At 72.9% G+C, this 16,645-nt stretch carries 15 protein-coding genes and 2 riboswitches; of the genes, 5 read left to right on the top strand and 10 right to left on the bottom strand.

Features of this window, described 5'->3' with window-relative positions; all coding sequences use genetic code 11:
* Positions 1-27: 27 nt before the first annotated feature.
* A complete protein-coding gene (locus tag HS99_RS24175) occupies positions 28-1,164 on the bottom strand; it encodes a glycosyltransferase family 4 protein (protein ID WP_030282805.1) in 1,137 nt (378 codons plus the stop codon).
* A 232-nt stretch (positions 1,165-1,396) separates the two neighbouring features.
* Here HS99_RS24175 and HS99_RS24170 point away from each other — a divergent pair, with 232 nt between their 5' ends.
* On the top strand, positions 1,397-2,752 hold the full coding sequence (locus HS99_RS24170; protein ID WP_050366819.1) for a glycosyltransferase 87 family protein: 1,356 nt from the start codon (positions 1,397-1,399) through the stop codon (positions 2,750-2,752).
* A gap of 56 nt (positions 2,753-2,808) precedes the next feature.
* Here HS99_RS24170 and HS99_RS24165 read toward each other — a convergent pair whose 3' ends face one another.
* From HS99_RS24165 to HS99_RS24140, 6 genes are all read right to left on the bottom strand, one after another.
* Positions 2,809-3,975, bottom strand: a complete 1,167-nt coding sequence (locus HS99_RS24165; protein WP_050366818.1) for a hypothetical protein — start codon at positions 3,973-3,975, stop codon at positions 2,809-2,811.
* A 53-nt stretch (positions 3,976-4,028) separates the two neighbouring features.
* On the bottom strand, positions 4,029-5,075 hold the full coding sequence (locus HS99_RS24160; protein ID WP_030282799.1) for a C40 family peptidase: 1,047 nt from the start codon (positions 5,073-5,075) through the stop codon (positions 4,029-4,031).
* A gap of 225 nt (positions 5,076-5,300) precedes the next feature.
* Entirely contained in the window at positions 5,301-6,425 is a 1,125-nt protein-coding gene (locus HS99_RS24155) for an NlpC/P60 family protein (RefSeq protein WP_030282796.1), read from the bottom strand.
* A 10-nt stretch (positions 6,426-6,435) separates the two neighbouring features.
* Positions 6,436-6,589: riboswitch (cyclic di-AMP (ydaO/yuaA leader) on the bottom strand.
* Positions 6,590-6,928: 339 nt separating this feature from the next.
* Positions 6,929-7,966: a C40 family peptidase gene (locus HS99_RS24150; RefSeq protein ID WP_030282787.1), complete on the bottom strand. Its 1,038-nt coding sequence runs from the start codon at positions 7,964-7,966 to the stop codon at positions 6,929-6,931.
* A 210-nt stretch (positions 7,967-8,176) separates the two neighbouring features.
* Positions 8,177-9,604 (bottom strand): NYN domain-containing protein, encoded by a 1,428-nt coding sequence (locus tag HS99_RS24145; protein WP_078938847.1) that lies wholly within the window; start codon positions 9,602-9,604, stop codon positions 8,177-8,179.
* 137 nt (positions 9,605-9,741) lie between these two features.
* Positions 9,742-10,005, bottom strand: a complete 264-nt coding sequence (locus tag HS99_RS24140) for a hypothetical protein (RefSeq protein ID WP_030282783.1) — start codon at positions 10,003-10,005, stop codon at positions 9,742-9,744.
* Positions 10,006-10,206: 201 nt separating this feature from the next.
* Here HS99_RS24140 and HS99_RS24135 point away from each other — a divergent pair, with 201 nt between their 5' ends.
* Complete coding sequence (locus tag HS99_RS24135; protein WP_050366817.1) at positions 10,207-10,989, top strand: rhomboid family intramembrane serine protease; 783 nt, start codon at positions 10,207-10,209, stop codon at positions 10,987-10,989.
* Positions 10,990-11,031: 42 nt separating this feature from the next.
* Complete coding sequence (locus HS99_RS24130; RefSeq protein ID WP_030240061.1) at positions 11,032-11,313, top strand: Lrp/AsnC ligand binding domain-containing protein; 282 nt, start codon at positions 11,032-11,034, stop codon at positions 11,311-11,313.
* Between the two features lie 3 nt (positions 11,314-11,316).
* Here HS99_RS24130 and HS99_RS24125 read toward each other — a convergent pair whose 3' ends face one another.
* The 3 genes from HS99_RS24125 to HS99_RS24115 all read right to left on the bottom strand — a co-directional run bounded on the left by HS99_RS24125 (position 11,317) and on the right by HS99_RS24115 (position 14,627).
* Positions 11,317-12,681, bottom strand: a complete 1,365-nt coding sequence (locus tag HS99_RS24125; protein ID WP_030282778.1) for an aminotransferase class V-fold PLP-dependent enzyme — start codon at positions 12,679-12,681, stop codon at positions 11,317-11,319.
* A gap of 51 nt (positions 12,682-12,732) precedes the next feature.
* Positions 12,733-12,850: riboswitch (SAM riboswitch) on the bottom strand.
* 155 nt (positions 12,851-13,005) lie between these two features.
* Positions 13,006-14,082, bottom strand: a complete 1,077-nt coding sequence (gene trpD / locus HS99_RS24120; RefSeq protein WP_030549994.1) for an anthranilate phosphoribosyltransferase — start codon at positions 14,080-14,082, stop codon at positions 13,006-13,008.
* Positions 14,083-14,201: 119 nt separating this feature from the next.
* The gene (locus HS99_RS24115; RefSeq protein ID WP_030282774.1) at positions 14,202-14,627 is read right to left on the bottom strand and encodes a response regulator; all 426 of its coding nucleotides are present in this window, start codon (positions 14,625-14,627) and stop codon (positions 14,202-14,204) included.
* A 396-nt stretch (positions 14,628-15,023) separates the two neighbouring features.
* On the opposite strand from HS99_RS24115, the gene ctaE reads away from it, so the two are divergent.
* Both ctaE and qcrC read left to right on the top strand, forming a co-directional pair.
* Positions 15,024-15,644 (top strand): aa3-type cytochrome oxidase subunit III, encoded by a 621-nt coding sequence (gene ctaE / locus HS99_RS24110; RefSeq protein WP_030282771.1) that lies wholly within the window; start codon positions 15,024-15,026, stop codon positions 15,642-15,644.
* A 187-nt stretch (positions 15,645-15,831) separates the two neighbouring features.
* The gene (gene qcrC, locus HS99_RS24105) at positions 15,832-16,641 is read left to right on the top strand and encodes a cytochrome bc1 complex diheme cytochrome c subunit (RefSeq protein WP_030282770.1); all 810 of its coding nucleotides are present in this window, start codon (positions 15,832-15,834) and stop codon (positions 16,639-16,641) included.
* Positions 16,642-16,645 lie beyond the last annotated feature (4 nt).

The following is a 16,645-nucleotide window of genomic DNA, read 5'->3' as shown; positions in this document are numbered from 1 at the left end:
GGAGGGGTGCACGGGCCCGTCCGCGTCTCAGCCCGCCAGCAGCGAGGTCAGCCGCCCGGCCAGCAGGTCCCAGCGCCAGGAGCGCTCCACCCAGCGCCGCCCGGCCTCGCCCATCCGCCGCCGCAACTCCTCGTCCCCCAGCAGCCGGACGATCCGCTCCGCGGCCGCCTCGGCCGAGCCGCCCGGCACCACGTACCCGGTCTCGCCCTCCAGCACCGCGTCCGGGGCCCCGCCGGAGTCCCCCGCGACCACCGGCAGGCCGGTCGCCGAGGCCTCCAGGTAGACGATCCCCAGGCCCTCCACGTCCAGCCCGCCGCGCCTGGTCCGGCAGGGCATCGCGAAGACGTCCCCGGCCCCGTAGTGGGCGGGCAGCTCCTCCCAGGGCACCGAGCCGGTGAACCGCACCGAGGCCCGGACGCCCCTGGCGTCCGCCAGCTTCTCCAGGTCCGCCCGGTACGGTCCGCCGCCGACGATCAGCAGCACCGCGTCCGGCACGTCCGCCAGGATCTGCGGCATCGCCTCGATCAGGGTGTCCTGACCCTTGCGCGGCACCAGCCGGGAGACGCAGACCACCACCGGCCGGTCCGCCAGCCCCAGCCGCCGCCGCACCTCGGCGCCCCCCGAAGCCGGGTGGAAGGTCGACTCGTCCACGCCCGGCGGCAGCTGCACCATCCGGCCCGCGGCCCGCGGCCCGACCGCGGCGGCGATCCGGGAGCGGGTGTACTCGCCCAGGTACGTCAGCACGTCGGTGCCCGCGCCGATCCTGCGCAGCAGCTGCCTGGAGCCCGGCAGCTGGGCCCAGGCGGCCTCGTGCCCGTGCGTCATGCCGAGCAGCCGCCCGGCCCCGGCCCGGCGCAGCGCGGGCGCCATCAGACCGAGCGGGGCGGCGGCGCCGAACCAGACCGATTCGCACTTCTCCGCCCGCAGGATCTCGGCGGCCCTGCGGGTGACCCGAGGTGTGGGAACCATCACCTTCGTACGGTCCCGGATCACCGGGAACGGCTGCTCGGCGTCGAAGCGCCGCACCTCGGTGCCGTCCCGCCAGGTCGAGGCGTACACCACGACGCTCCCGGCGGGCTGACGGACGGCCATGTTGTGCACGAAGGCCTGGATGCCTCCCGGGCGGGGCGGGAAGTCATTGGTGACGATCAAGGTTCTGTGCATCAGGCCACGGCTCGCTCGGTCGGGGGGTGCTCGGTGTACCGCTGGGTGATCCGTACGATAGGTCAACACCATGACCCGCCGGGAACGGAACCGCACGCGGCAACCGTTTGACCCCCGGGTCAGTCCTAGTACGTGGGTCCGGAGACCGGCCCCAGGGTCGCGGATGCGGCAGCCCGGGCGTCCGTCGGTACGACGCCTCAGGTGAGGACGTCGAGACGAACGAGGGAGCGCAGTGGAGTTGGCCCCGGCCACCGAGTCCGGTACTTCGCGCGGCCGCCTCGGCCGCCCGCTCGGGGCGCTCGCCGCCCTCGGGGCGACCTGGGTGGCCACCCGCACCGTGCTGGTGCTGCTGATGACCGGCGTGCTGAAGTCGCCCGGCGGCGACGTCACGGCCGACGTCTGGATGATCTACCACGCCTGGTACGGCGTGCTGCAGACCGGCACCTTCCCGTTCGACGACGTGACCTGGCAGTACCCGCCCGGCGCCGCCCTGGTGATCCTGCTGCCGGGACTGCTGCCCTGGTCGTACCTGACCTCGTTCTGGGTGATCTGCGGCATCGCCGACGCCGCCGCGGCCGCGCTGCTGATCCGCACCGGCCTGCGCAGGGGCCGGGCGCTGACCGGCGCCTGGATGTGGGTGGTCGGCGTACCGCTGCTCGGCCCGATGATCTACAACCGCTTCGACCTCCTGGTCACCGCGCTCGCCCTGGCCGGCCTGCTCGCGCTGATCCGCCGCCCGGCGATCGGCGGGCTGCTGCTGGGCCTGGGCGGCATCGTGAAGGTCTGGCCGCTGCTCGGCCTGATCGGCACCCCGTCCGGCCGCCGCACCCGCCGGTCCTGGACGCTGGCCGCGGCCACCGCCGTCTCGGTGGGGTTCCTGCTCGCGGCCGGGATGAACGGCGCCTTCGGCTTCCTGGCCTTCCAGAAGGACCGCGGCATCGAGGTCGAGTCGGTCGGCGCCCTGCCGCTGCACCTCGCCCGGATCGCCGGGGGCTGGAACGGCAAGGTCACCATGAACTACGGCTCCCCCGAGATGCTCGGGCCGTGGGTCGGCGTGATCAGCAAGGTGATGATGGCCGGCACCGTGCTGGGCTTCCTGTGGCTGCTGCTGTGGCGCTTCACCGCCCGCCGCCGCAACGCGGCCACCATGTACGACGCGGCGCTGTGCGCCCTGCTGATCTTCGTGGTGACCAGCCGGGTGATCAGCCCGCAGTACCTGGTCTGGCTGATCGGCGTGGCGGCGGTCTGCCTGACCGTGCGCGGCACCAGCCAGCGGCCGGTGGCGCTGCTGATCCTGCTCGCCTGCCCGCTCACCCTGCTCGAGTTCCCGACCATGTTCACCCAGGTCCTGAACAGCGAGCCGCTGGCGATCACCGTGCTGGGCCTGCGCAACCTGCTGCTGCTGACCGCCACCGTGCTCTCCGCCGTCCGGCTCTGGCGCTCCACCCGCGCCGCGGCGCCCCTGCCGCCCACCGTGGTGCTGTCCGAGCCCGCCGCGCTGCCGCCCGCCTCGTCCTACCCGGTCCGCCCGGGCATCGCCTACGAGCAGGACCTGCTGGACGGCATCGACCACCCGGCCGGCCGTTAGGCCGTGTCTCACAATTCCCGCCGCGCGCCGATCCGACGCGAATTGTGAGACACGCCCTAGCCCCTGAGGGCCTGCACCTCGGCCAGCCAGAGCGCGGTGAACTCCGCCAGGCCGACGCCCAGTTCGCCGCGCAGCAGCCGGTCGGTGCGGCGGTCCCGGTCCTCGCCCTGCCCGTCGGCCGCGCCGACCGCCCGGTAGAAGGCGACCAGCCGGTCCGTCCCGTACCGGCCGGCGATCAGGGCGCAGGCGAGCCAGGCCTGCTCGTACGCCTGGGCGATGCCGGTGGCACCGGCGGCGAAGTCCCCGTCGGCGGGCAGGGCGGTGGGCAGCCTCCCGGCGACGACGTCCCGGGTGAGTTCAGGGGCGATCTGCTGCGGACGGCGGCCGGACTCTCGGTAGGCGGTCCAGTCGGCGACGCCCTCGGAGAGCCACAGCGGGGTCCAGGCCCGGGTGTCGGCCCGGGTCGCGACATGGGTGGCCTCGTGGGTGACCACCACCTGCCGGCCGAAGTCGCTGAGCCGCCCGAACGCCTCGGGGTTGATCACCACCCGGTCCGCCGGGGTGTGCCAGGGCGCGCCGGGGGCGGCCACGGTGACCGCCGCCATGCCCGTCCAGCTCGCCGGGTCGGCCTCCAGCAGCCGGGCGAACTGCGCTTCGGTGGCGGGCAGTTCGAGCAGAAGCCGACCGGGCCAGCCGCTGCCCCAGACCGCGCTGACGGCCGGTACCGCCTGGTCCCCGACGGCGACCAGGCCGGCCGGGTCGGGCCCTCCGGCCAGGCCGAGCACCAGGCACCGGGCGCCGGGGGCGGTCCGGGCGGGGCCGAGGTCCCACAGCGCCGGGGGCCCGTCCGTGCCCTCCTCGTGCTCGACCCGCCAGCCGTCCCGGTCCCGGACCAGCTCGATCCGGCGCGGGTACACCACCGGGTACTCGTCGTACCCGGCGATCCGCACCGCCAGTTCGACGGACGCGGTCAGCCGCTCCGGTCCGTCTGCCGTCGGCGCTCCCCGGCCGGGCGACAGCACCAGGTTGCGGTACGCCGCCTCGGCCCCGGTGAGCCCGGACCGGACGGGCAGCGAGCGCGCCCGCGCCGCCAGCAGCCCGGCCACCTCGGCGTGCCGGTCGGCCGCCCGCTCGTCCGGCAACGCCGCCGGGGCGGCCGGGGGCAGCGAGAGCTGGGCCAGCCCGCCGGCCGCCAGCAGCAGCGCACCGCGCCGGGACAGCACGCGACCGGCCGCGTCTATCGGGTGTGGGTGGGGCGGGCCGGAAGGCGTCGCGCTCAGAGCCGGACCACCCCCGAGACCGGCATCGAGTTGACGCTCTCGTACCGGACCCTGGCGCCCGGGTACGGGGCGTGCACCATCACCCCGCCGCCGGCGTACATCCCGACGTGGTGCATGTCCCGGTAGAAGATCACCAGGTCTCCCGGCCGTGCTTCGGAGAGGCTGATCCGCTGCCCGGCGTACGCCTGGGCCTGCGAGGTCCGCGGCAGGGACACTCCGGCCTGCCGCCAGCTGTAGTACATCAGACCGGAACAGTCGAAGGCACGCGGTCCGGTGGATCCGTAGACGTAGGGCGAGCCGATCATCCGCACCGCGGCGGCCAGCGCGGCCGCCCCGCGCTCGGAGGCGGGCGGGGCGGTGCCGAGGTCCAGCCGGTCGGTGCCGCGGGTGGCGCGCTGCTCGGCCTCCCGGGCGTCCTGGGCGGCCATCCTGGACCGCTCGGCGGCACCCAGGCCGTTCAGCAGCTTCTGCGCCTCGGCCAGCCGCTGCTGGATCTGCTGCTTGTTCTCGGCCAGCGAGCGGCGGGTCTGGTCCAGTTCGGCGAGCTTGGCCGCGGTCTCGGCGCGGCGCTGGTCGAGCCGGCGCTGACGGGTGACCAGCTCGTGCAGCGTCTCCTGCTGCCGCTCGGCGGCCTGGCCGAGGGTGCGGGCGCGGGCGAGATAGGCCCCGGGGTCGGTGGAGAGCATCAGCTGGGCGGTCTGGGTCATCCCGCCGGCCCGGTACTCGGCCCCGGCCACCGTGGCCAGGTCACCGCGCAGCTGGTTGAGCTGGTCCTGGGCGGTGGCGACCTCACCCTGCAGGCTCGCGGTCTCGTTCAGGAGCCGCTTCTGCGCCTCCTGCGCGGCGTTGTACTTCTCCGACGCCTGCTCGGCCTCGTCGTAGAGCTGCTCGACCTGCGCCTTGACGTCCTTGTGGTCGGGCTTGTCCGGCGCCCCGGGGGCGGCCTGGGCGCTGCCGGCGGTCGCCACGCCCAGGACCGTGGTGGCGGCCGCGGTCAGTACCAGCGCACGGGCGAGCAGTTGGGAACGGCGGTGCACGGGCATGACGGCAGCGGCTCCAGTCCTGCGGCGCGGTCCCGCGGCCGCACCCCGGTGGGCGGCCGTCGAGCGGGAGTCCGGTGGCAGACGTTAGCGAGTCCGGGCAAGCGAGTCCAAACCCCTCCGGACCAGAATATTTGACCCCTATTCGGACACCAGACCGGGCCGCCGGAAAAGCCGCAGGCCCGGCCCCCCGTGGTGGAGGACCGGGCCTTGAGGACCTGGCGGGGATCAGACCCGCACGATGGAAGCCAGCGGCATGTTGGAGACGGCCTCGTAGCGGACCGAGGCGCCCGGCTTGGGCGCGTGCAGCACCTGGCCGTTGCCCGCGTAGATGCCGACGTGGTGGGCGTCGCTGTAGAAGATCAGCAGGTCGCCGGGCTGGGCCTGGGAGAGGTCGGTGCCGATCCGGGTGCCGGCGCCGGCCTGCTCCTGCGAGGTTCGCGGCAGCGACACGTTGGCCTGGTTGAACGCCCAGACCATCAGGCCGGAGCAGTCGAAGGAGCTGGGGCCGGTGGCGCCCCAGACGTACGGGCTGCCGACCTTGGAGGCGGCGGCGGCCAACGCGGCCGCACCGTGCGAGCTGCCCGGGGCGATCTTGACCGGCGCGGACGAGGAGCCCGAGCCGAGGTCGGAGCGGCCGCTGTCGCGCGAGGCGCGGTCGGAAGAGCCCGACTGGGAGGCCTGCGCGGCGGCGTCCGCCTTGGCCTTGGCGTCGGCGGCGGCCTTCTCCTCGGCCGCCTTGATCGCCTGGCGCTCCTGCTCGGTCAGCGTGTTGAGCAGGTCCTGGGCGGCCTTCAGCTTGTTCTGGACGTCCTCCTTGGACGCCTTCAGCTGCGTGGTCGTGGACTCCAGCTCGGCGAGCTTGCCCTGCGCCTCGGTACGGTCCTGGTCCAGCTTGCGCTGCTGCTCCTGGAGCTGCTTCAGCTGGTTCTTCTGGGTGTCACCGGCCTGGTTCAGCGCCCCGGCCTGGTTGAGGAAGTTGTCCGGGCTGGAGGAGAACATCAGCTGGACGGTCGGGGATATGCCGCCGTTGCGGTACTGCTCGCTCGCGATCTCGGCGAGGCCACCCTGCAGGTCGGTCACCTGCGCCTGCTGACGGGCCACCTGGTCCTGCAGACCGGAGACCTGCTTCTCCAGCTCCTGCTGCTTCTCCTGCGCCGCGTTGTACTTCTCGGTCGCCTGCTCGGCCTGCTCGTTGAGCTGGTCGACCTGCTCCTTGACCTGCTCCTTGGTCGGCTGCGGGTCGGCGTGCGCGCCGGTCTGCGCGGAGAGGGCGACGGCTGCGGCGGCGAAACCGGTCAGGATCGAGACGCGAGCGCGGCCGGCGGGCTTGGGACGACGATGGGACGCCACGAAGGCGGACTCCTTCTTCCTACCTCCGCCTACCGGGTGAGCTGACGGGTTCGGGCCGGAAGCATGCCCTACGACGCCTCACGGCCTCACCAACGGCCGACCTGGCGCCGATTCACCCCGGAGGAACGTGGTTCCCCGGCTCCGCTCCGCAGCGCCCCCGACCACTGGGCTCCCCTGTCGGGCAGTCGCTTCGACCTGCCCCGCTGTTTCGCGAACTCGACGGAAACCACCGCCGCCACCCAGGCTGGGTGATCGACAGTGCGGTGGTTCGGGGCACGACCCTAGTAACTGAACCGTGATCCGTTCAAATCCTTGTCAGAAAAAAGACGGAATATTACCCATGTTCCTTTGTGAAAATGACTGATCGTGATCACTGCCGCACGCAAAGCTGATCGACGCTCACCGGTCGGTCGAATGGCGGGGCAAACCCGAAGCGCCACCCCCGGATCGGGAGGTGGCGCGGATCACAGGGCCGGGGGTCGAACCCCGGGCATGTCGGGCCGTCAGACCCGGCGGATCGTGTTGATCGGCATCGCGTCGGCCTTCATCACCTTCACCACGTCACCGGTGTGCGGCGCGTGGACCACCATGCCGTTGCCGATGTACATCCCGACGTGGTGCCGGTCGCTGCCGTAGATCACCAGGTCCCCCGGCTGGGCCTGGTCCAGCGAGGGCACCCGGGTGCCGACGTCGCCCTGCTCCTGCGAGGTACGCGGCAGCGAGACGCCGGCCTGGGCGTACGACCAGAGCATCAGGCCCGAGCAGTCGAAGGTGCTCGGCCCGGTGGCGCCCCACACGTACGGCGAGCCCTGCTTGCTCATCGCCTTGGCCACGGCCACGGCCGCGTAGCCGCTGGCCGGCGGCAGGCTGCTGAGGTCGACCCGGGCCGCGCCGCGCGAGGCGCGGTCGTCCTGCTGCTGCTGGGCCTTCAGCGCGGCCCGCTCGGCGGCGCTGAGCGAGTTCAGCAGGTCCTGCGCGGCCTTCAGCTTCTGGTTGACGTCCGCCTTGGCCTGGTTGAGGTCCTTGGTGGTGGCGTCCAGCGAGGCCAGCACGGCGGCCGCCTCGGCCTTCTCCTGGTCCAGCCGGCGCTGCTGGTCGAGCAGGCCCTTGAGCGCCTCGGTCTGGGTCTCGCTGGCCTGCTGGACGCTCGACGCCTTGTCCAGGTAGCCGGTCGGGTCGGAGGAGAGCATCAGCTGGACCGAGGGGTCGATGCCGCCGGTGCGGTACTGCTCGCCCGCGACCTGGGCCAGGCCGGTCTGCAGCTGGCTCATCTGGTCCTGGCTGCGGGCCACCTGGTCCTGCAGCTGGTCGGCCTGCTTGCGGAGCTGGTCGGCCCGCTCCTTGGCACCGTTGTACTTCTCCGCCGCCTGCTCCTGCTCCTGCTGGAGCTGGTCGATCTGCGCCTTGACGTCGGACGTGTTCGGCTGCGGCGCGGCGTGCGCGGCCACCTGGGCGGAGAGGGCGACCGCGGTCGCAGCGGCAGCGGTGAGCACGGACACCCGCGCGCGGCTCGGCTGCTTGGGACGGCGGTGGGAGGCCAAGGGACCGGCTCCTTCTTCCAATGGACTCACCTGTTCAGGTGAGATTCCGGAAAATAGGTTTGACGCCAGACCCTAGTGAAGATCTATCCGTTTTGCCACTCCCCCGAAGGCGTGAACCGCGGTCCCCACGCCGGCTTCACCGGATCCGCACACCCCCGCGCAAAGCGCCCGAAAAGGGCACTGACCAGGGGTCACGGCCGCCGGCCCGGATCAGGGCCGGGCCAGCCGGTTCAGCAACAGCACCGAGGCCACCGGGCGCGCGCCCGCCTTCCGCACGCCCTCCGCGACCTCCCGGTCGGTGGACACCACCACCACCGGACGGCCCTGCGGCTCGGCCCGGACCAGACGGCGGATCAGCTCGTCCGCGGTCTCCCCGGTCCGGCTGAACCGTACCCGCACCCCCCGCGGTGGCGCCATGATGACCGGCACGTCCAGGTCCTGCCCGTCGAACACACAGGTGACCTCCGCCTGGGTGCGCTGGGCCAGCATCGCCAGCCCGCCCAGCAGCCGGATCCGCTGCTGCTCCAGCGGCAGCGTCGGGTACCCGGTCTTGGTCACGTTGTAGCCGTCCACCACCAGGTGCACCTGCGGGATCGCCAGCAGCTGGTCCAGCAGCGCCGGATCGTCATCGGCCAGGCCGCGCCGGGCCACGTCGTGCGGCGAGGCCGCCCCCGGCACCACCGCCTCCACCAGGTCCGCCGGGCGGATCTGGGAGACCGGCAGCGCCAGCTCGCGCTGCAGGCCCTGGGCCGACTGCAGCACCGTGTCCAGCAGCAGCCGCAGCCGCATGTCCTCGACGCTGCGCCCCTCGCGGGCCGACCGGCGGCCCTGCTCGGCGGCGGTCTCCAGCTCGGACACCCGGTGCCGCAGCCGTCGCGCCTCGCCCTCGGCCGCACTGCGCTCGCTCGCGGCCTGCGCCTTCGCGGCCTCCAGCTCCCCGGTCACCCGCCTGGTCTCGGCCTGCGCCCGACGGGTGTCGCTCTCCAGCGACCGCACCTTCTTGCGCAGCGACTCGGCCTCCCGCCGGACGCCCTCGAACTCCGCCCGCTGGCGCTCCAGGTCCGCCCGCGCCGCGGCCCGCACCTCGGCCAGCTCGGCCTGCAGCTTCTCCACCAACCGGGCGGCCTCCGCCGCGGCGTCCTCGGCGCCGGCCCGCTCGGCCTCCTCGCCGGCCTCGGTGACCAGCCGGCTCCAACCCGCCGAGCGCACCAGGTAGGCGGCGGCCGCGACGTCCATCGGATCGGCGGCGCCCGGGACGGCGCCCGACTCCAGCGCCTTCACCAGGTCCGGCTGGCCCAGCCGCAGCCGCTCCGCTATCCGAACCCGGAAGGCCGGCTCAGACTCCAGCGCCGCCGCCAGCGCGGTGGCCGCGTACTTGGCCCGCCGGGCCGGGGTGAACTTCACGTACTGCCGCAGGCCCTGCGGCAGCTCCGCGGGCGGCAGCCCGCCCAGCGCGTCCGAGGCCAGCCCGACCACGCGCCGACGCACGCCCTCCGGCAGCGGCCGGTCCAGCTTCTCGGCCGGCCGCTCCGCGGCGGCACCGGAAGCGGCTGCATCCGGATCAGCGGCGGCCGGCTCCGGTGCCTGCGCAGCGGGCTGAAGCCCCTGCGCTTCGCCGGGCTCCCTCGCTGCGTCCACCACGTCCTCGGCTCCGATCCTGGTCCAGCGGGTGCGGCCCCGCGGCCGCCCCTGTCGTCACGCTCCGTGCGTCTTGTCTGTATTGTCCCGTGCGGTGGACGGCCGCGTCGCGCACACCGTCCACCGCACCGGCGGGGTCAGCCCTGCTCGGCGGGGGCCTCCGCGCCCTCGGCGCCCGGGCGGGCCACCAGCTCGACCTGGTCCACGGCGTTGCACCAGCGGCAGCGCACCGACTCGATCGTCTCGCTGAGCACCTCGGTCTCCTCGACCTCGGACTCGCCGGCCAGGTCGAAGTGCAGGAACTCGGTCACCCGCGCGGTGCGGGTCACGTCGAAGCGGGTGAGGTTGCCGCACAGCGTGCAGCGCCAGCGCGTCTCGGCGGTCAGTGCGGGGACGGTCATCGGGGATCCTCTCGGCTGGTCCCTGGGTGGGCTAGGCGCTCCCCCCGGAGCCCCGGCGTCGGCGGCGGGAGACGGGATTGCCCGCCCCAAGCCTATTGCCTGGGGCAACCACCCCGACCACCGGTTGCCGGAAGACGGTGGCTAGTCCACCTGCCGTAAACCGCCGTGTCACCTGCCGCGCACGGAGGGATGCTTGGCCCCATGGCGCTCGCGGCCCCCGACCACACGGAAGCGCGGGGCGACCGCCCGGCGGTGCCCGCACCGGCGGTCACCTACGCCCTGATCGCTGTCAACACCCTGGTCTTCCTGCTCTGCCCGGCCGCCGGCCTCAACCCGCTGTACGGCAAGGGCCAGGCCCGGGTCTGCGCCGAGCAGCGGTACGAGCAGCGCTGGGGCGCCGTCCCCGCCGAACTGCTGACCGGGCACCCGCTCACCGCCGAGCAGCTGGCCGCCGGCCCCGACCCGGTCCCCGGCTGCCCCGCCACCCCCACCCCGGGCAAGCACCCGGCGCTCTCCGCCCTCACCGGACTCTTCCTGCACGCGGGCTGGCTGCACCTGCTGGGCAACCTGCTCTTCCTCCACGTCTTCGGCCCCACCGTCGAACGGCGGCTCGGCCGGGCCAGGTACCTCCTCTTCTACCTGGCCGCCGGCAGCCTCGCCTCGTACGGCTTCGCGCTCGCCGAGGCGCACTCGCCCGGCTCCACCCGGGTCCTGATCGGCGCCTCGGGCGCGATCTCCGCCGTGCTCGGCGCCTACCTGCGCTTCCACCCGAGGGCCCGGGTGACCACCCTGGTGCCGCTGCTCCTCTTCCTCCCGCTGCGCTTCCCGGCCTGGCTGGTGCTCGGCCTCTGGTTCGCCCTGCAGTGGTGGTCGGTGCACTCGGCCGGTCCCGGAGTGGCCTACCTGGTGCACGTGATCGGCTTCTCGGCCGGCTTCCTGTACGCCTGCACCGTGGTCGGACACCCCCCGCGACGACCCGGCTGAGGCCCGATACGCTGGCCGCACCCCACGAAGGAGCCGTGAACAGTGATCACCGCCATCGTCCTGATCAAGACCAGTGTCGACCGCATCCCGGAGATCGCCGAGGCCATCGCCGCGATCGAGGGCGTCAGCGAGGTGTACTCGGTGACCGGCGGCTACGACCTGGTGGCGATGGTCCGGGTGCGCCGTCACGACGACCTGGCCGAGGTCATCCCGGGCCGGCTGAACAAGGTCCCGGGCGTGGCCCACACCGAGACCCAGATCGCCTTCCGCACCTACTCCCAGCACGACCTGGAGGCGGCCTTCGCCCTCGGCCTGGACGAGTAGCCGTCAGTTCCCGCGGCGGCTGTCGGCGACGCAACGGCCGCCCTCGTTGCGGTAGTTCCACGCCGCGCCGTCGGTGACCAGCTCACGGACAGCGGTCAGGAAGCGCTCGACGTGCTCGTCCGGCGTGCCGGCCCCGAAGCTCACCCGGATCGCGTTCAGGCTGCGCTCCCCCGGGAGCGAGGGCTCCGGCGCCCCGCACTCGGACGGCGCCACTTCCTCGTCCCCCAGCAGCGTCCGCACCAGCGGGTGGGCACAGAACAGCCCGTCGCGCACCCCGATGCCGTACTCGGCGGACAGCGCGGCCGAGAAGTGCGAGCTGTTCCAGCCCCGGACGACGAAGGACAGCACGCCCACCCGGGCCGAGCCCTCGCCGAACAGGTTCAGCACCTTGACCTGCGGGATCTCCGCCAGTCCGGCCGTCAGCCGCTCGACCAACCGCCGTTCCCGGGCCTCCAGCACGTCGAAGCCGGCCTCGGTCAGCGCCCGGCAGGCCGAGGCGATCGCGTAGGCGCCGATGACGTTCGGCGAGCCGGCCTCGTGCCGGGCCGGGCCGGTGTGCCACTGCACCGCCACCGAGCCGTCCTGCTCCCGGGCCACCGTCCGGGTCGCCCCGCCGCCGGCCAGGTACGGCTCGGCCGCGTCCAGCCAGTCCGACCGTCCGGCCAACACCCCGGCGCCGAACGGCGCGTACAGCTTGTGGCCGGAGAAGGCGATCCAGTCGACGTCCAGCTCGCGCACCGAGACGCGGTGGTGCGGAGCCAGCTGGGCGGCGTCCAGCACCACCCGGGCGCCGTACCGGTGCGCGGTCGCGGTCAGCTCGGCGACCGGCCACAGCTCGCCGGTCACGTTGGAGGCACCGGTGACGCACAGCAGCTTCGGCCCCTCGGGCGCCGCGGCCAGCGCCGCCTCCAGGGCGGCCACCGCCTCGGCCCGCGAGCGCGGCGCCCGCAGGTAGCCGACCTCCAGCCCGGCGTGCGCCCAGGGCAGCAGCGAGGCGTGGTGCTCGGTCTCGAAGGCGAACACCCGGGTGCCGGCCGGGACGGCGGTGGCCAGCAGGTTGAGCGAGTCGGTGGTGGCGCGGGTGAAGACCACCTGGTCGCCCTCGCGCAGGTCGAGGAACTCGGCGACGGTCCGGCGGCTCTGCTCGAACAGGTCGGTGGACAGCTGCGACAGGTACCCGGCGCCGCGGTGCACGCTGCCGTAGTACGGGGCGTAGGCGGCGACGTCGTCCCAGACCCGCTGGAGCGCCGGTGCACTGGCCGCGTAGTCGAGCGCCGCGTAGCCGACCTTCTCGCCGCTGGCGAGCGGCACCTGGACGTCGTGGCCGAGGACGGCGAGCGGGGCGTGGAGGTCGAGGGAGACAGACATGGGGATGCACTCCTTCTGGGGTAAGGGACCCCGGGAGTGCTCGTCGTCCGGTGTCCGCGCTTGTCGCGCGGACGGCTTGCCCGGCGACCCGGTCCTCACCCAGGGCACCCCGCCACGGACGGAGGGTTGCCGGACAGCCAGCTGGGGCTTGACGCTGTCGCTCATGACCTGGCGAAGACTCTAGGTCGGGTACGTCGGACGGTCAAACAGCCATCCACCATCCGGACGGTGTCTCCTCGCCCGCTCGCCTCCGGGCGGGCAGAGCAGGGGCGGGCAGCCCCAGGGCCCGTGCCGACGGATCGGCACGGGCCCTCAACCACCGCCTCAGATCCGGCTGGTGGCCTCCGACCAGCGCCGCAGCAGCTCCTGCGCCGCGCCCGAGTCGATCGCCTCGGCCGCCCGGGCCATGCCCGCCGCGAGCTGCTCCGCCAGCGGCGCGTCGCCGAGGTCCATCGCGACCAGCGCCGCCGCCGTGTTCAGCAGGACGGCGTCCCGCACCGGCCCGCGCTCCCCGGCCAGCATCCGGCGCGCGACCTCGGCGTTGTACGCGGCGTCGGCCCCGCGCAGCGCCTCGATGCCGACCAGCTCGATGCCGACGTCCCGCGGGTCGAAGACGGTCTCGGTGACCACCCCGTCGCGCACCACCCACACCCGCGAGGTGGTGGTGATGGTCAGCTCGTCCAGCCCGTCGTCGCCGCGGAACACCAGCGCCGTCGCCCCGCGCCGGGCCAGCACGCCCGCGATCAGCCCGGCGAGCCGGGTGTCGAAGCAGCCGATGGCGTGCGAGGTGACCTTCGCCGGATTGGTCAGCGGGCCGAGGATGTTGAAGGCGGTCGGCACCCCGAGGTCGCGCCGCGCGGTGGCGGCGTGCCGCATCGAGGGGTGGAACTTGGCCGCGAAGCAGAAGGTGAGCCCGACCTCCTCGGCCACCTCGGCCACCCGCCGGGCCGACAGGTCCAGCGCCACGCCGAGCTTCTCCAGCACGTCCGAGGAGCCGCTGGAGGAGGAGGCGGCGCGGTTGCCGTGCTTGACCACCTTGGCCCCGGCCGCCGCCGCGACGATCGCCGACATGGTGGAGATGTTGACGGTCTTCGCCCGGTCGCCGCCGGTGCCGACGATGTCGACCGCCGGGCCGGGGATGTCCAGCGGCTCGGCGTGCTCGTACATCGCGTCGACCAGGCCGGCGATCTCGTCGACCGTCTCGCCCTTGGCCCGCAGGGCCACCATGAACCCGGCCACCTGCACGGGGGACGCCTCGCCGCTCATGATCCGGTCCATCGCCCACGCGGTGGACGAGCGGTCGAGGTCCTCCCCCTTCAACAGTGCCGCCAGGAGGTCCGGCCAGGTGCGGACCACCTGCGCGGGGTCGGTACCACCGTTCGCAGGGTTCACGTTCACCATGGCTGACTCCAGCTGTTGTCGGTTCCCCCGTGCCGGGGGACGTCCGTACGGATGCAGCCAGCCTATCGAGCGGCGGGGCGCCCGGGCCCCGGTCTTCTCTACTACTGAGACGACATCGTTCAGCGCGCGGCCGGGGCCCGCTTCGCCAGCCGTGCCCGCAGCAGGGTGCCGACCGCCCCGGCCAGCGCCACCGGGTCGACCGGGTGGGAGATCGCGGCGTCGGCCCGGCTCCAGGCGGCGAGCCAGGAGTCCTGCGGCCGGCCGATCAGCACCAGCACCGGCGGGCAGCCGTAGATCTCGTCCTTGAGCTGGCGCCCGAGACCGAGCCCGCCGGCCGGGACCGCCTCACCGTCCAGCACGCAGAGGTCGATGCCGCCCTTCTCCAGTGCCTTGATCACCGCAGGGGTGGTCGCGCACTCCAGGTAGGACAGCTCCGGAAGATCCTCGGCGGGCCGGCGGCCGAGTGCCGTCAGCACCTGCTCGCGGGTGTTGCGGTCGTCGCTGTAGACGAGGACGGTGAGCGTCTCGTCGGTCGTGTACGCCATGGACCCTGCTCCCTCAAGTGTGATCCGGACCACGTTCACCTGATCCGGATGCTACCCCCGTTTCCCCCGTCTCCGGTCCCCCTCGCGCACGTTCCTCCCCGAGCCGCCCACGCCGACGGCTCACCCACCCGGAGGACGGTCCGTCACCCTGGCCCTCCCGGTCCACCCGGACGGCGGATGCGGCATCCTCTCCCCTTACACCCGGCACTGCGCCGCCCGTGCACCGACCCGCCGGGCACGGGGGTGGCGGACCGTCCGAGGAACCGTCAGAAAAGGGACACGCCGCTGCTCAGTCCCCGCACGGACCCTCCGTCGCCCCCCAAGCGGGCATACCGCACGCACCGGACACTCCGAGGGACACCCCCCGACGTGAAGACGGAATAAGGGACCGACATAATGTCCGTCGTGGCGACAGCAACAGCAACAGAAACCGGGCACGCGCACGGATCGGTCAATCGACCGAACATGGTCAGCGTCGGAACGATCGTCTGGCTCAGTTCCGAGCTGATGTTCTTCGCGGCCCTCTTCGCGATGTACTTCACGCTCCGCTCCGTCAAGGGAGCCGAGTTCTGGGCCGAGAAGGCGCACGCGCTCAACGTGACGTTCTCCTCGGTCAACACCACCATCCTGGTGCTCTCCTCGCTCACCTGCCAGCTCGGCGTGTTCGCCGCCGAGCGCGGTGACGTGAAGAAGCTCCGCGGGTGGTTCATCCTCACGTTCTTCATGGGCGCGATCTTCATCGGCGGCCAGGTCTACGAGTACACCGAGCTGGTCAAGAACGACGGCCTCTCGCTGTCCTCCGACCCGTACGGCACGGTGTTCTACCTGACCACCGGCTTCCACGGTCTGCACGTGACGGGTGGTCTGATCGCCTTCCTGCTGGTCCTGGGACGGACGTACGCAGCCAAGCGCTTCACGCACGAGCAGGCCACCGCCGCGATCGTCGTGTCCTACTACTGGCACTTCGTCGACGTCGTGTGGATCGGCCTGTTCGCGACCATCTACCTGATCAAGTAACCAGCTGATCAGGTCGCTGGCCACCGGCTGCGGCCCCCGCCCTCACCGGCGACGGGCCGCTTCTGCCGGTGCCGACGCTCCCACCGACCGACCGCGCGCGCAGCCTTGGACAGGCAGCCTCGTGCCGGCCAGACCGGCCGCCGGGTGCACCCACCAGTCGACCAGATCCTGACACCGGGGTTATTCCGTGAAAAAGCTCTCCGCACGACGGCGCCACCCATTGGCGGCGCTGGTCGTCCTACTTCTCGCCCTGGCGGCAACCGGGGGGCTGTACGCCGCGTTCGCGCCCGCCGACAAGGCGCAGGCCGACGTCGCCGCGCAGTCGCTCGCGATCGATGAGGGCAAGAGGCTCTTCGCCGTCGGCTGCTCCTCCTGCCACGGCATCAACGGCCAGGGCAGCAGCGAGGGTCCGAGCCTGGTCGGCGTGGGCTCGGCTGCCGTCGACTTCCAGGTCGGCACCGGCCGCATGCCGGCCCAGCAGCCCGGCGCCCAGGTGCCGCGCAAGCCGAAGATCTACACCCAGGGCGAGATCGACCAGCTCGCCGCGTACATCAGCTCGCTCGGCCCCGGCCCGATCGCGCCGAAGCCGGAGCAGTACAACTCGACCAACCCCGATGACATCTCCAAGGGTGGCGAGCTGTTCCGCACCAACTGCGCCCAGTGCCACAACTTCGCGGGCCAGGGCGGTGCCCTGACCAAGGGCAAGTACGCCCCGTCGCTGGAGGGCGTGGACGCCAAGCACATCTACGAGGCCATGCAGACCGGCCCGCAGAACATGCCGTCGTTCCCGGACAGCACCATGCCCGAGGAGCAGAAGAAGCAGATCGTGGCCTTCGTCCGCCACACCACCAACGATGAGCCCAACCCCGGCGGTCTCACCCTGGGCAGCCTCGGTCCGGTGACCGAGGGCCTGTTCGGCTGGATCTTCGGCCTCGGAACGCTCATCGCGGTCGCGATCTGGGTCGCCGCCCACACCACCAAGGCCAAGAAGTCATGAGCCA

The sequence above is a fragment of the Kitasatospora aureofaciens genome, from assembly GCF_001188955.3.
GTDB lineage: Bacteria > Actinomycetota > Actinomycetes > Streptomycetales > Streptomycetaceae > Kitasatospora > Kitasatospora aureofaciens.
Note: the sequence above shows the minus strand (reverse complement) of the source record. Positions and strands in the feature narration are given on the sequence as shown.